The organism is Clostridium fermenticellae (genome assembly GCF_003600355.1).
GTDB lineage: Bacteria > Bacillota > Clostridia > Clostridiales > Clostridiaceae > Clostridium_AV > Clostridium_AV fermenticellae.
The window spans coordinates 2,245,855-2,259,631 of record NZ_CP032416.1; the positions used below are offsets into that span (position 1 = coordinate 2,245,855).

The 13,777-nt window shown below is 32.3% G+C and carries 12 protein-coding genes and 2 pseudogenes; 1 reads left to right on the plus strand and 13 read right to left on the minus strand.

Translation table 11 applies throughout. The annotated features are described in order from the left end of the window. Positions 1–70: 70 nt before the first annotated feature. The 10 genes and pseudogenes from D4Z93_RS10450 to D4Z93_RS10495 all read right to left on the minus strand — a co-directional run bounded on the left by D4Z93_RS10450 (position 71) and on the right by D4Z93_RS10495 (position 10,080). Positions 71–961 carry an SDR family NAD(P)-dependent oxidoreductase gene (locus D4Z93_RS10450; RefSeq protein WP_119973340.1) on the minus strand — a complete coding sequence of 297 codons (891 nt, stop codon included), beginning with the start codon at positions 959–961 and terminating at the stop codon, positions 71–73. Positions 962–1,023: 62 nt separating this feature from the next. Then, positions 1,024–1,800, minus strand: coding sequence for an EFR1 family ferrodoxin (locus D4Z93_RS10455; protein ID WP_119973342.1), 777 nt, complete (start codon positions 1,798–1,800; stop codon positions 1,024–1,026). Between the two features lie 114 nt (positions 1,801–1,914). Next, complete coding sequence (locus D4Z93_RS10460; RefSeq protein WP_119973344.1) at positions 1,915–2,556, minus strand: TetR/AcrR family transcriptional regulator; 642 nt, start codon at positions 2,554–2,556, stop codon at positions 1,915–1,917. An 81-nt stretch (positions 2,557–2,637) separates the two neighbouring features. After that, positions 2,638–4,212 (minus strand): L-serine ammonia-lyase, iron-sulfur-dependent, subunit alpha, encoded by a 1,575-nt coding sequence (locus tag D4Z93_RS10465; protein WP_119973346.1) that lies wholly within the window; start codon positions 4,210–4,212, stop codon positions 2,638–2,640. Positions 4,213–4,270: 58 nt separating this feature from the next. Continuing rightward, positions 4,271–4,489: pseudogene (locus D4Z93_RS13515) on the minus strand (MBL fold metallo-hydrolase); the annotation flags it as partial. Positions 4,490–4,580: 91 nt separating this feature from the next. Continuing rightward, the gene (locus tag D4Z93_RS10475; protein WP_119973348.1) at positions 4,581–5,348 is read right to left on the minus strand and encodes a phospholipase D family protein; all 768 of its coding nucleotides are present in this window, start codon (positions 5,346–5,348) and stop codon (positions 4,581–4,583) included. Positions 5,349–5,736: 388 nt separating this feature from the next. Next, positions 5,737–5,955: pseudogene (locus D4Z93_RS10480) on the minus strand (hypothetical protein); the annotation flags it as partial. Positions 5,956–6,518: 563 nt separating this feature from the next. Continuing rightward, positions 6,519–7,874, minus strand: coding sequence for a 23S rRNA (uracil(1939)-C(5))-methyltransferase RlmD (rlmD, locus tag D4Z93_RS10485; protein WP_119973350.1), 1,356 nt, complete (start codon positions 7,872–7,874; stop codon positions 6,519–6,521). A gap of 3 nt (positions 7,875–7,877) precedes the next feature. Beyond that, positions 7,878–8,621, minus strand: a complete 744-nt coding sequence (locus D4Z93_RS10490; RefSeq protein ID WP_119973352.1) for an RDD family protein — start codon at positions 8,619–8,621, stop codon at positions 7,878–7,880. A gap of 223 nt (positions 8,622–8,844) precedes the next feature. Continuing rightward, positions 8,845–10,080: a DUF4434 domain-containing protein gene (locus tag D4Z93_RS10495; RefSeq protein ID WP_243105934.1), complete on the minus strand. Its 1,236-nt coding sequence runs from the start codon at positions 10,078–10,080 to the stop codon at positions 8,845–8,847. A gap of 140 nt (positions 10,081–10,220) precedes the next feature. On the opposite strand from D4Z93_RS10495, the gene D4Z93_RS10500 reads away from it, so the two are divergent. Beyond that, positions 10,221–10,973, plus strand: a complete 753-nt coding sequence (locus D4Z93_RS10500; protein ID WP_119973354.1) for a TSUP family transporter — start codon at positions 10,221–10,223, stop codon at positions 10,971–10,973. Between the two features lie 401 nt (positions 10,974–11,374). On the opposite strand, the gene ribH is transcribed toward D4Z93_RS10500, so the two are convergent. The 3 genes from ribH to ribE are packed head-to-tail and all read right to left on the minus strand — an operon-like array spanning position 11,375 to position 13,762. Next, entirely contained in the window at positions 11,375–11,836 is a 462-nt protein-coding gene (gene ribH / locus D4Z93_RS10505; protein WP_119973355.1) for a 6,7-dimethyl-8-ribityllumazine synthase, read from the minus strand. A gap of 40 nt (positions 11,837–11,876) precedes the next feature. Beyond that, positions 11,877–13,079, minus strand: coding sequence for a bifunctional 3,4-dihydroxy-2-butanone-4-phosphate synthase/GTP cyclohydrolase II (locus D4Z93_RS10510; RefSeq protein WP_119973357.1), 1,203 nt, complete (start codon positions 13,077–13,079; stop codon positions 11,877–11,879). 29 nt (positions 13,080–13,108) lie between these two features. Beyond that, complete coding sequence (ribE, locus tag D4Z93_RS10515) at positions 13,109–13,762, minus strand: riboflavin synthase (protein ID WP_119973359.1); 654 nt, start codon at positions 13,760–13,762, stop codon at positions 13,109–13,111. Between the last annotated feature and the right edge of the window lie 15 nt (positions 13,763–13,777).

The window sequence follows — 13,777 nt, forward strand, 5'->3', positions numbered from 1 at the left end:
GAAATGGAGATTTAGCAGCTAAATTTATGCATTAGGCTTGTAGCACAAATAATTTATAGAAACACTATCATTAACAGTTGTTTGTATATTTCCTCTGTTCCATATAGGGCTCACAGATTTTCATACAGTAGTTCCAAAGGATTTCCTCATTCTTTTCACTGTAATATTTTTCGTTTACCTTTTCATATCCTTTCGGACCAATATACTGATTGTTCTTTTCTTTCATTTCATCTGCTGTAGCTGCAAAAATAATTGGTTTGGCACCTTTTTCTACAGATGTCATTAGCGGTTGCCATAAGAAGAAGAGAATCTTCATTGAAATCGGCCTATTTCCTGTGTTTCCAAGGTTTGTTTTAGCTGAACCCGGATGCGCACAGTTAAAGGTAATATTTTTAATACCGTTCTCCCTACAGTATTTTTCAAAATGGCGCATAAGCCAGATGACATATAACTTAGATATGCCATAAGCTTTCATATAGGAATAATGGTCTTTCAGTTCAATATCATTTAAATATGGCGCACCACCTTGTGCGTGAGAGGCAGATGAAACTGTAACAACACGTCCTTCTCCGCTTTTACTCAGAGAATAAAGCAGGAGATGTGTAAGAAGAAATGGTGCAAATGTATTTATTGTAAGTGTTCGTTCATGTCCTTCTAAAGTTACTTCTCTTGTTCCGCCGTACTGATTACCAGCATTATTAATTAGTACATCCAAGTGATTATATTTCTTCTTGAATTCATCTGCCATGCGTTTTATATCAGCAAAGGATTCTAAATCGGCGAGCAGCATATCAATTTGGCTATTGCTGGTGTCTTTTTTTAATTCACGTACAACTGACTGTGTTTTATCTTTATTCCTTCCATGAATGATAATAGTATTTCCCTGTTTTGCCAATACTCTTGCAGTTTCTTTTCCTAAGCCACTTGTCGCTCCTGTTATAAGAATTACTTTCTTTTTCATAAAGCTTCCTCCCTATATTTGTTTTACTTAAGTATTCTGTCTATTAAACAAGAAAATGCTGTTCAATGAACTTCATTATTGCTATTCTGATTATTTGCTAAAATAATCTCACTAAGCTTTACATCATAATTACGCCATCTTTCAGTACTTCGTTCTCTTTTAAAATGAATTGCATGTTGTGGGCATGCGTGAATGCAGGCTTGACAGCAGGCACAATGTTCAAGAAACTCTACATTATTAGTAATTTTGATATTTGCCGTTGGGCAAACCTTAGCGCAAGTTCCACACTTAATACAATTATCATCCACACTATAATTTTTTGCATAGTCATCTTTTTCAATATTAAATACATTTTCACAGAACCATGTTGCAGCTTTATCACTAAATCTACTCTTAGCTGTAACCTTTTTCTGTTGTTTTACATCTTTAATAATCTTAGCAATACTTTCGTCCACTTTCTTTCCCTGCAATTTTTTCTTTTCCTCTGCAATATCAAATTGTGGTTGACAGTTATCTAGCATAAGTACCTCATTTACATAATCAAATCGATATCCACTCTCTAAAGCAAGTTTCTGGGCAGTTTCCATAGTTTTTCCCTTTGTCATTCCATAGGTTCCAATAGCAAAGATATAATCTGCTTCTAGTTTCACTTTTTTCAAAAATCTTTTCACTATCTTTGGTACTGTACAACCATAAATGGGAAAAATCACTCCGATAATGTCATCCTTATAATTTAAATTTTCATCATTCATTACCTGTGGTATTGAAATCAATTCTCCACCAATTTTTTTTGCAACTGCTAGGCTATTACCAGTAGCTGTAAAATAAAATATCTTCATATTAATTTACTCCTTCTTTTCTTTTATTTAACAATAGTATCCCGGTATATTTGATTTTATAAACGAATGTACGTTTATAAAAGTTTTCAAAGAAAAACACTCATTTTTGAATTCTTATTTTTTTATGGCATCCCAGCACATTTCAAAAACTACTTCGTAGTCAATCTCGCCTAATACATCTTTTTGATGACAGCTATCTTTATATAGCTGCGTAATCGGGTAAACACAGAATCCACTTAATAAGGCAGGTGAAACATTTTTTAAGATACCCTCTCTGATTCCACGTTCAAATGGTGAGCAAGCTTTTTGAATAAGTTTCAGAAGTTCTTGATTTTTAACTGTCAAAATCACAGGTGAATCACCCGCTTGCCCAATAAAAAGAAAATAGTCTTCATGATTTTTTGCAAAATTCAAGACGTTCTCACAAAACTTCCAAACAGACTGTTTAACTGATTCAGTATCACTGATTCCCTCCATACTCGCTTTAAGCATCTGCGTCTTTACATCAATGTATATCTTCTTAAACATATCCTCCTTATTTTCGTAATAGATATAAATAGTAGAGGCAGATACTCCCGCTGCCTTTGCGATTTTAGACATGGAAACATTGGCAAATCCGATTTCATTAATCATTTTTATAGTTGCTGATAAAATAGCATCTTTTTTGTTTTCATCTTTCACTCTCATATATACTATAATAAACGAACATTCTGTTATTGTCAATATCCCTTTATCATCATTTTTTAGTGCACACATTTAAAGGAGAATTTCAGGATCAATTTTTGAAATATCCATAACACCTACAGTAATTTCATGAAGCGGTAGTATTCTAAAAGGCTATTCCATAACTGGCCTATTCTCCACTAATTTCTTTGATATACATTTTCCTGTTTTTGTTACACATAATCCGCCTTTACAAGTACATCGAAGAGAAGCAGGTAATTCTTTTCCAACCCTCAGCATAGTTTCAATGCTCTCCTCAAGAGGAATAATCGGGTTAAATCCCCAGACAACCATGTTAGCTGATAATGCAGCATTAGTTAATGCACTTACGTTACGACTTATACATGGTATTTCTGTTAATCCCCCGACGGGATCACAAATTAATCCCAGCATATTTTGCATAGCCATTGAAGCAGCTTTAAATGATTGTTCAACTGTTCCTCCAAGTAATTGAACTATTCCTGCCGCAGCCATACAACTTGCCGATCCATTTTCTGCCTGACATGCTGCCACCTCAGCTCCAAAAGTAGCTTGATTTGCTATAAATACTCCTACTAATCCAGCAGCTAATAATCCTTTAATTATTTCATCTTGTGATAATCCCATTCCCTCTCCAATAGAAATAATAGCTGCAGGTAAAACTCCACTCGAACCAGCTGTTGGTGAGGCTACAACAATATTGTGAGCACAGCTGTTTTCCATTACTGCAATAGCACACAGCACAGCATCATTTAAAAGTCCGGTTGGTACAGATTTAACGATTTTTATATTTTCTTGCATTTCTCTAGCTTTATAAGGCAAAAAACCAAAAAGAGGCGTTGTTCTTGAATCTGGTGGAAAAGTAGAATTTTTCATAACTTCAAAAGTATGTGCAGCGACTTTCCAAACATCTTCCCTTGATGATTCTCCAATTGAACACTCATATTCAATCGCCATTTCCCATATAGACTTGTTTTCCCTTTTAGAATATTCCAAAGCTTCTGATGCAGTAGAGAAAACAGGATTTGGATTTGTTTGCATTGCAATCGGCATAATTACAGGAGCTTTTCTAATCCATTTAACACCAGCAACATCCTTAAGGACAAAAATATTGCCTTCAATTGATTCCACGTATTCAGAAATTATAAACAAAGTTAATCCTTCTAAAGTCACACTTTTTATTTTTGCTTTCTTGATATCTAATTTTTTCTTAACTTCATCCGCTGCTTGATCTTTACAACAAACAAACATCTGTTCCTGGCTTCCATCAATATAAACAGGAAATCCTTCCATTTCTACAATTTCAAACATTCCACCTCCTGTGGAAAAAGTCAGTACAGAAAGTTCGATTTCGTCATTTTCATTATAAACATTAATAAGTGCTTCATTAGGATGTCTTGAGAAAAGAGATTCTTTTGAAAACCAGATTTCTTTTCCTGATCCGGTAGCAATTTCTACTGCATCTTTTACTTTAGGCTCGTCAGTTGTGTAGCCTAAAAGACCTCCTGTAAATCCAAAATTTGAACCTTGTCCGATATAAGTTTCTGGATAAGCTCCATTTTCATCAAAAATAACATTTGCTTTTTGGATCTCTCTGCCAAATAACAATCTAGTCATTAGTCCAATTCTGACACATCCAGCTGAATGCGAACTTGAAGGGCCTGACATAATCGGTCCTAAAACGTCATTGAATATACTATGATTTATCATTTTTTCATACACCTCCCGTAAATCTAAAAACGCTCGTCTGTTATATCTTTTACTTCAACTGTTTTACTTCATTCTTTGTCCATAGTGATGTCGTTTCTCCTCATAATTCCGCCTCCTTTTTCCTCTACAGGGAACATGTAGCTTAGCCCTCCCGGAGTATGGCAAGAGGAGTACCATAAACATATATTGTTTTATCACCTAATATTATAGTATCGCCATCCTGAATATAAATACTGATTTTGTAATCTTTCCACGTTTCCGGTCTATCAGGTTTTGTTGTATTATACATAATTCAGCAAGTTCATCTTTACCTTTAATCTTAAGTGTTTGACCTAAGTTCCCACCAGCAATGAGCTTTACTTCTCCAGCTATGTACTAATATATTTTATATGTCTGTTTGACATTAATAAAAAGCATAAAACAAAAACTCCAATAGACGATATTAAACCTCCTAATGACAAATAATTATAAAATGATACATTGAAATTATTGTTATTTGTCAAAAAATAAGGAACAAGTACAATCCAAGAGATAGTTAAAGTTGTCTTCTTCCAACTATTTAGATTAGCTTTTATCAAATTGATATCAATATCTAAAATACTATCAACTTCAGTATTCTGATTATAGGGTTCTGATTCTATCTCTCTATATAGCGGTAATTTTTTTAGAATGTTTTGTATATCAATAACCTTTCTAGCATCTATTCTACCTGTTCTTTCATTATTACAAATATCTTTAAAATCTATAACTGTTTTATTCACTAAGCTAGTATCATTTATAAAGACTCCATATTCAAGATTTCTATTAAACCCTGAAGGCGTTAAATTTGCAGATGTAATAATAGAATACCTGTCATCAAAAATATAAATTTTTGCATGAAGTATCTGGCAGTTAGACACTTCATCTTCTTGCTCTGTTATAGTTTTAAAAGCTTCTATATCTGAGGATCTTTTATAAAAGTTAGGCATACTAAAATTTGAAATAAAATCCACTTTAACATTTGCTTTTTTGTCACTATAAATATTGTTTACTATTTCTGATTTTACATAAGGTGCGCACAATCTTATTCTCGATTTACTATCTGCTACCAAATTATAAAATCTATCATTTATAGGTTCACTTATTATTTCAATCAAATAACCCATCCCCTTAAAAAGTATAATAATATTCTAAAATATTACCCTATATATCTTTTATTTTCAATCCAATCTCATTCTTATGACTTAATATTGTATTTTTTGTATTTATACTACAAAAGTCTATATAACCTTTATTATGAAAGTACAAAACGGAGAAATAAAGGACAAATTCTCCTAAAAAGGTGACTTTTTCTATAAAAACTTTCGACCTATGCATTAAATTTTTAAGTACAATAGACTATAACAACTAAAATATATTGGGCTTCCCCTATAAACAAAAACAAAAATACACACCAGGAAATAAATAGGGAGTAGGCCTGTACTATAATTATTAGAATAAAAAATACCTACATTAGCTCATAAGTAGAAATTTAGATTAGTTGCTTCATGATACAAATTCAAATTGTATTTGAGATCTTTCATTTAGTTCTTCAGTATCTGTTAATTCCTTTATTGTTTCATTATCCATGCCTTTTTTTATTGCTCTCTTGACTATCTCTATAGTTTTTTCTTTTTTCCCTTTATCTTTTCCTTCATTTATTAAGCTTTTACCAAGTTCAGTCATTCCCAATTCTTTCCTTACCCTTTCTAAATCTTTTCCAGTCTGATGACTCAGCATTGATTCATAGGCTCTAGACCTTCTTAAATTTGCTTTTCCTTTGTTTGTCGTCTAGAACTCAAAATGTATAAAGGAGGAACGAAAATGATAAAAATCTGGCGCAATAATTGGTACTGGTTCGGAGGAATTCTTTTTGTAGCACTTTCTTTCCTTATGGGCTTTTGAGGGGTACGTTTACTAAGTCACATTCAAGTCATAATGGTTTTCAGCTGGATGGCTATTCTCGTTCACCAAGTTAAGGAATATGGATGGCCGGGCGGCTTCCCGGCGGTAACAAACATCATAAATTTCGGAGAAACAAAAACTCAAAATATCCCTTTTCTCAGAAGGAAATGTTCGGATATGCTGAAAAAAAAGCAAGAAAGATACTTGAAGAAGCTAATCACAAGTGATAGATACTTATTCTCATGTTACTAAGAAGATGAAGGACAATACTATTAACATACTAGAGAATGAAATATTAAAAAAACTTCCGACATTATAAAATTTTAGTCGGAAGAATGTAGGAATTTTAAGTTTAAAAATCCTTATATATTTTGTAACACTGCTTATTTCCTAGATAGTTTCACAATAGTTTCCACATGATGTGTCTGCGGGAACATATCCATCAGCATTACTTTTCGAGTACAGTAACCTGCATCCATAAGAACCTTTAAATCTATTACCAGGGTCTTAGGATTGCAGGAGACATAAATTATAGATGGCACATCAAATTTTATAACATATTGAAGTGCAGTAGGATGTACCCCCGGTCTCGGAGGATCAAGTATTATAACATCTGGTTTTTCCTGTACAGTCTTTATAACTTTTGCTACATCACCCGCAATGAACTTACAATTGTTTAGACCATTTAACTTTGCATTTTCATTTGCAGCTTTAATAGCTTCTTCTACAATCTCTATTCCAAATACCTTATTTGCCTTCTCTGCAACTATTTGTCCTATAGTTCCAGTACCACAGTAAAGATCAAATACCACTTTTGAAGAAACATCGCCCAGAAATTCTTTTACAATACTATAAAGTCGCTCAGCTCCCTTGGAATTAGTCTGAAAAAATGATTCCGGTGATATCTTAAATTTAAGTCCAAGAATTTCTTCTATTATATAATCTCTGCCATATAAAATATCCACACTATCCGCTCTAACTGTATCCGAAAATCCATCGTTAATGGTATGCAATATGCCTTTTACATTACCATCATAGTCTATTTTTAAAAGCATTTCTTTAAATTCTTCTAAATCAAAATTAAACTCAGATGTGGTCACCAAATTTATAAGTATTTCAGACGTATTTTTTGCTTTTCTTATAACTAAGTTTCTTAAATAGCCTTCTCTTTTCATAACTCTATAATAAGGAAGCCCTTTTTCTCTGAAATATTCAACCACCGATGTGAGTATTTTTCTAAAATCACTATCTACAAGCTGACACTTTGAAACATTTACAATTCCAAAACTTCTGCCTTTTATATGCATGCCAAGTGTAAGCTCTCCTCCCTTTACTTCATCACCAAAGGAAAACTCCATCTTATTTCTGTATTCATATTCTTCAGGGCTTTTCTCTATACCCAAAAACCCAAAATCATGAATATCTGCATCATAAAAAAGTTTCAACACCTGTTTTTCTTTAAGCTCAAGCTGCTTTTCATAAGGTATGAACTCAGTAGTACATCCGCCGCATAAGTCAAAATGCTCACATACCGGGTCGATAGCATAATCAACATTTTGAATTACCTCAACAAGCTTAGCTTGAGCGTAATCTTTTTTCTTCTTAATTACTCTAGCTTTAGCACTTTGCCCTGTTACAGCATTTTTTATATAAGTTTTAATACCATCTAAAAAAGCTATACCAGTGCCTGGAAATTCCATATCCTCTATAAAAAAATCATAAGTCTGGCCCTTTTTCACCTTTTATTCTTCCCCTTCTTTAGTATGTAATTTACTCATCTTTTGCCCTAACGTCTTATTGCGCTTTGAATTTTGCATTAATACAGGATATAAAACAGTTACAATCACAAATGCAATTAAATAAACACCTTCATAATCAGCAACATAATATCCAGCAAAAAGTCTCAAAATTATGTTAAATAAAAGTACTAATACTAATGAAATAATACCAATAGCTATTGTATCAATTACAGTTGACATAAACACTTTTGATAAAAAGCTGCTTTCTTTATGCTCCATATTTAAAAGTGAAGCCTTTGCTTTACTTGAGACAGCCAGTGTAGATTTTTCTGCTTTAACTATTTCAGAACCCTTATTTGAACTTTCATTACTTGATGTATCGGTATTTTCCATATCTTTGTTTTCCATATCTTTGTTTTCCACATCTTTATCTTCAGCATCTTTGTCTTCAGCATCTTTACCTTCAACATCTTTATCTTCAACATCTTTATTTTCTGAATCAGCAGCATCTTGCATGGTACTTGCAATTTGAGCATCAGCTTTTTCTTTTTCCAAAGCTTCTGCTTCTTCTTTTCTCTTTTTCTCATCTTCTTTTTCTTTGAGTTTTTGATTTATAGCCTCTTGTATTTTTTTAAGTTGAATTGTCTGTTCTAAGTTTTTATTTCTAAGTTCTTCTAAAAATTCTTGCTTGGCTTCTTCTTCATTATTTATCACTATATTTTCATTAGCCTCATCTTTTTCTGACATTCTTATTCCTCCTAAATTTTTTCGCCTTTTAACATATAGAATCATAAGTATTAAAAAATATGATTATACTATTTTAACCATAGTTCATTAAAAAACGATTTTTAGTATCAAATATATTATGCTATACTATTTTAATTCTGTAAATAGTTATCCCCCATTTTAAAATTTATACACAAGCATTTTTATAAATTATTAACTTACTATACATAATTTATTAACATATTCACATTATATCATTTCCTATCAATGCATCAGATATATTACCCCAAAAATCAAAAGATTTTATCGTATATACACACTCTTTATAACCCGATCTATAGATTAGTCTTCCCATAACTTCATTATTACCACCATATTTTCTCTGAACTGATAATGAGGCTATTTCAAACCCATCACAAAATATCTTATACCCTGCCAGGTTTTTACTTACTTCCCATTGAATTAAAATTTTATTATTGCCAATACGCGTTACTTTCATCCATTTAGGTGGATAAGGTTTTTTATCACATATTCTATGCTTATATACGTATTTCTTATAGGCACTGTGAAAACCAGAATTTATATTATTCGGACTATAATAATGACTGTATGAGAAACTAATTATTCCACTTACAAAGAAACTTTCAATTCTCATCTGATCTATAAATCTCTTCATAGGGGCACTTGACCAGTTAGTATGATCAAATGTTTCAGTATTTGCCCAAAATGTAAGATTGCTATTGTATTTTACAGCTTCACCAAGAGCATAAAACCAATCATGTACTTCATCTATTTTTAATCCTCCACCGCCAACTGAGTCCTGTGGTGAGAAAATATCTCCGGTTTTAAAATTTGTTCTTTCAAAAAAGTACTTCCAATTTTCTGCATAAGTCTTTGGAGTAGAATACTTAGAATTCATGAAAGGAGATAACATTAACGGAAGCCTCATACCATTTGTATCCATATAATTTAAGTTTGTATTTAAAGCATTTGACAATATTTCAAAATCTTTATGGTTTTTAAAATTAAGATTGTCTACTTCATACACAAAATACCATCCATAAAAGCTGTCTTTATATTTTTCATGATATCGTTCGTACAATTCTTTTATTGCAAGATTCCCGTTATTCATTCTGTCATATAACCACCCGGGATTCCTCGGCCCATAATGCCACCATTTTTCATCATAATCAATTCCAAGAAATACTTTAAATCCATATTTTTTAGAATTCTTTAAGCACCTTTCAATGACATCATTTTCTCCTGCTCTGCCCTGACCTTCTATAGATGTCTTATATACTCTTCTTACCTTTCCATTGCTTGCAATAAATGTATTCATTATTAGATACTTCATTTTAACTTCTTTTAAATATTTTAATTCTTTTTGCCACTTTGAATCACTCCAATTAATCACCATATCAGGTTGAATAAAAGTTCCTATTGCTATTGGATTATTATTGTCTGAAAATCTATACTTCAAAATATACACTCCTTAATAAATCATCTAAAGATAAATATGAACAATAAAATTCTTATAGAACTTATCACAGGTATAAATTGATAATTAACATACTAATATGATAGAATTAAAATCAAGTTTATCTGACAGAAGGTGTTTATATGTCTATATCTCTATTATTTTTATGCTTTGCCGGATTTGTCGCAGCTTTTGTTGACTCAATAGTAGGCGGCGGCGGGATTATAAGCGTACCTGCCTTTTTATTTGCTGGAGTCCCTGCTCACATTGCTTTGGGTACTAATAAATTCTCATCTACATTCGCATCATTTTCAAGTTCAATCAAATTTATATCATCTGGAAAAGTCGATTTTAAAATAGTAAAATTTCTGTTTCCATTTACTCTAATTGGTGCCATTCTAGGTGTTAATACTGTTCTTATGATAGATGCTAAATATCTAAACACAATAGTACTAATTTTAATATTATTTGTTGGTGTATACAGTTTCTTCTCAAAAACAGTCGGGCTTGAAGATAGATTTGAATCTTTAAATAAAAAGAATTTATTCTTAGGCATTTTCCTTGCATTTAGTTTGGGATTTTATGATGGTTTTTTCGGACCAGGTACAGGTTCATTTTTAATTTTCGGACTAATAGGTATATATAAATTTGATTTTCTGCGGGCAGCCGGGAATGCGAAGTTTCTAAATTTTACAAGTAATATAACCTCACTCGTACTTTTTATAATTAAAGGTCAGGTGTATTTTAAAATTGGTATACCTGTCGCAATATGCATGATAATTGGTGCAAAATTTGGAACAGGCTTTGCACTTAAAAAAGGTTCAAAAGTAATAAAACCTATTTTTGTAATAATGTCACTTGCCGTTGCCGTAAAAGTTTTATATGGTATGAGATAATCTATGAACTTATTGCTCTAAAATAAATCTTTCACTGGAATCTAAGTGCTAAATATCTGTGAACTAGAAATTTTATGTATGGTTTTACTTAAAAAGTTAGTTTACGCGCAGAGATATGTTACCAAAATGAAAGTACATTAAATACTTTTACTATAATTCCTGGCGAAGTATTTTAGAAAATCTATAAACATTGATACTGTCTGAGCATAGCGAGTTTATCAATGTTTATTAGATTTTCAAAATACCGGACCTTAAAATTATTAAAAGTATTTTAAGTACTGAAGTTTGGTAACATATCCCGGAGTGTAAACTAACTTTTTAGACAATATATTACATAGAATTTCTAGCTTACATATTGGCTTATATGTAGGCAAATATAAGCTAAGTGCAAACTAGAAATTCTATATTTGAGTTAATAAATTTGCCATTTCTATGGCTGCCATTGCACCATCATAGCCTTTATTCCCGGATTTAGTTCCTGCCCTTTCTATAGCTTGTTCTATATTATCTGTTGTTAATACGCTGAATATTACAGGTATTTCTGAATTAAGACTAACCTGTGCAACTCCTTTTGATACTTCATTCGAAACATAATCAAAATGAGGTGTTGCCCCTCTTATAACCGCTCCCAAGCATATTACTGCATCATACTTCTTAGCTACAGCCATCTTTTTCGCTGTTAGTGGAATTTCAAAAGCACCGGGTACCCAGCTGACTTCTATGTTATCATCTAAAGTGCCATGTCTCCTAAGGCAATCTAAAGCTCCATCTAGAAGTTTGGAACTTATAAATTCATTAAATCTTGCAATAACTATTCCAATCCTTAAATTTTCTGCTGTTAATTTTCCTTCATAAACTTTCATAAATAAATACCTCCATGTAAATATGATCTTATTTGGGATATCATATGCTCAATATGTGCCCCATCTTTTCTTTTTTAGTCTTCATATAATTGATGCTTTGCTTTGAATATTCAACCTGTACAGGTACTCTTTCTGTAACATCAATTCCATATCTTGAAAGTCCAATTATTTTTTTAGGGTTATTAGTCATAAGTCTTACCTTAGTAACCCCAAGATCTTTAAGGATTTGATACGCTATGCTGTAATCTCTAAGATCAGCCTTAAATCCAAGCGCTATATTTGCCTCAACAGTATCCATACCCTGTTCCTGTAGTACATAAGCTTTAAGCTTGTTTATAAGACCTATCCCTCTTCCTTCTTGATCTAAATAAAGTAATACTCCTTTTCCCTCTTGATCTATTTGCTTTAATGAGGCTATAAGCTGATCACCACAATCACATCTAAGTGAATGCAATACATCACCTGTAAAACATTCTGAATGTATTCTTACAAGTGTATCTTCTTCAGAAAATTTATCACCCTTTACAAGAGCTATATGCTGCTCATGTGTTATAGTACTTTCATAAGCTATTATTTTAAAGTCTCCAAACTTGGTTGGAAGCTTCGCTTCAACTACTTTTTTAACAAGCTTTTCAGTTCTAATTCTATACTTAGCAAGATCTGCCACAGTAATTATCTTCAAACCATGTTCACACACAAATTCCATTAATTCTGGAACCCTTGCCATAGTACCATCTGATTTCATTATTTCACAAATCACACCAGCAGGTGATAATCCAGCTAAACGTGAAAGATCAACTGCCGCTTCTGTATGTCCAGTTCTTACAAGCACTCCACCTTCTTTAGCCTTAAGTGGAAACATATGTCCAGGTTTTCTAAAATCCTGAGGCTTACTATCTGCAGAAATCAATTTTTGTACTGTAAGTGCCCTATCAAATGCTGATATTCCTGTTGTAGTACTATCTGCATCAACAGATACAGTAAATGCCGTACAAAAATTATCCGTATTTTTCTCTACCATATGTTCTATTCCTAAATGTTCAAGTCTCTTTCCATCCATAGGTACACATATAAGACCTCTTGCATATTTAGACATAAAATTTATACTTTCATGTGTCACCTTATCTGCTGCTATTATAAGATCTCCTTCATTTTCACGATTCTCATCATCAACTACAACCACCATTTTACCTTCCCTTATATCCACTATAGCTTCCTCTATACTATTAAATTTATAACTCATTTTAAATTCCTCCATCTTTAAATAAAATTTTAAATAAAACCTGTTCTTATTAGAGTCTCTTCTGTTATGCTTAAATTATTTTCAGTTGATTTTTCATCAAACTTTATCAGTTTTTCAATATATTTTGCTATAACATCACATTCTATATTAAGCTCATCCCCTATATTTTTTGTAATAAGGGTCGTTTGTTCTTTGGTATGTGGGATAATAGATACCTTAAACAAATTTTTATCTACATACGCTGCAGTAAGACTAACACCATCTAATGTAATGGATCCTTTAAGGACAATATACTTAAGCAAATCTAAACTTGCACCTATACTAATCCATATTGCTGTATCCTCTTTCTCAATTCTTAATACCTTTCCGGTTCCATCTATATGTCCACTTACAATATGTCCGCCAAATCTACCACATGCAGCCATCGCTCTTTCAAGATTTACCTTACTTCCGATTTTTAATTTTCCAAGGCTGCTTTTTCTCAAAGTCTCAGGCATTACATCTGCAGAAAATTTATTAAGAGAAAAATCTGTAACTGTAAGGCAGACTCCATTCACAGCAATACTGTCACCAACTTTAATGTCATGTAAGATTTTATTTGCATTTATAACTATCCGTGCCGATTTTGTCCCATTAAAAACACCGCTTACTTCTCCAATTTCCTCTATAAGACCTGTAAACAAGTCACTCACCGCCTC

Bases quoted from the DNA above. Each gene is read 5' to 3' on its own strand.
- ribH (WP_119973355.1), bottom strand. From the start codon at position 11,836: ATGAAAGTTTATGAAGGAAAATTAACAGCAGAAAATTTAAGGATTGGA.
- D4Z93_RS10455 (WP_119973342.1), bottom strand. From the start codon at position 1,800: ATGAAGATATTTTATTTTACAGCTACTGGTAATAGCCTAGCAGTTGCA.
- D4Z93_RS10510 (WP_119973357.1), bottom strand. From the start codon at position 13,079: ATGAGTTATAAATTTAATAGTATAGAGGAAGCTATAGTGGATATAAGG.
- D4Z93_RS10490 (WP_119973352.1), bottom strand. From the start codon at position 8,621: ATGTCAGAAAAAGATGAGGCTAATGAAAATATAGTGATAAATAATGAA.
- D4Z93_RS10465 (WP_119973346.1), bottom strand. From the start codon at position 4,212: ATGATAAATCATAGTATATTCAATGACGTTTTAGGACCGATTATGTCA.
- D4Z93_RS10500 (WP_119973354.1), top strand. From the start codon at position 10,221: ATGTCTATATCTCTATTATTTTTATGCTTTGCCGGATTTGTCGCAGCT.
- D4Z93_RS10450 (WP_119973340.1), bottom strand. From the start codon at position 961: ATGAAAAAGAAAGTAATTCTTATAACAGGAGCGACAAGTGGCTTAGGA.
- D4Z93_RS10460 (WP_119973344.1), bottom strand. From the start codon at position 2,556: ATGTGTGCACTAAAAAATGATGATAAAGGGATATTGACAATAACAGAA.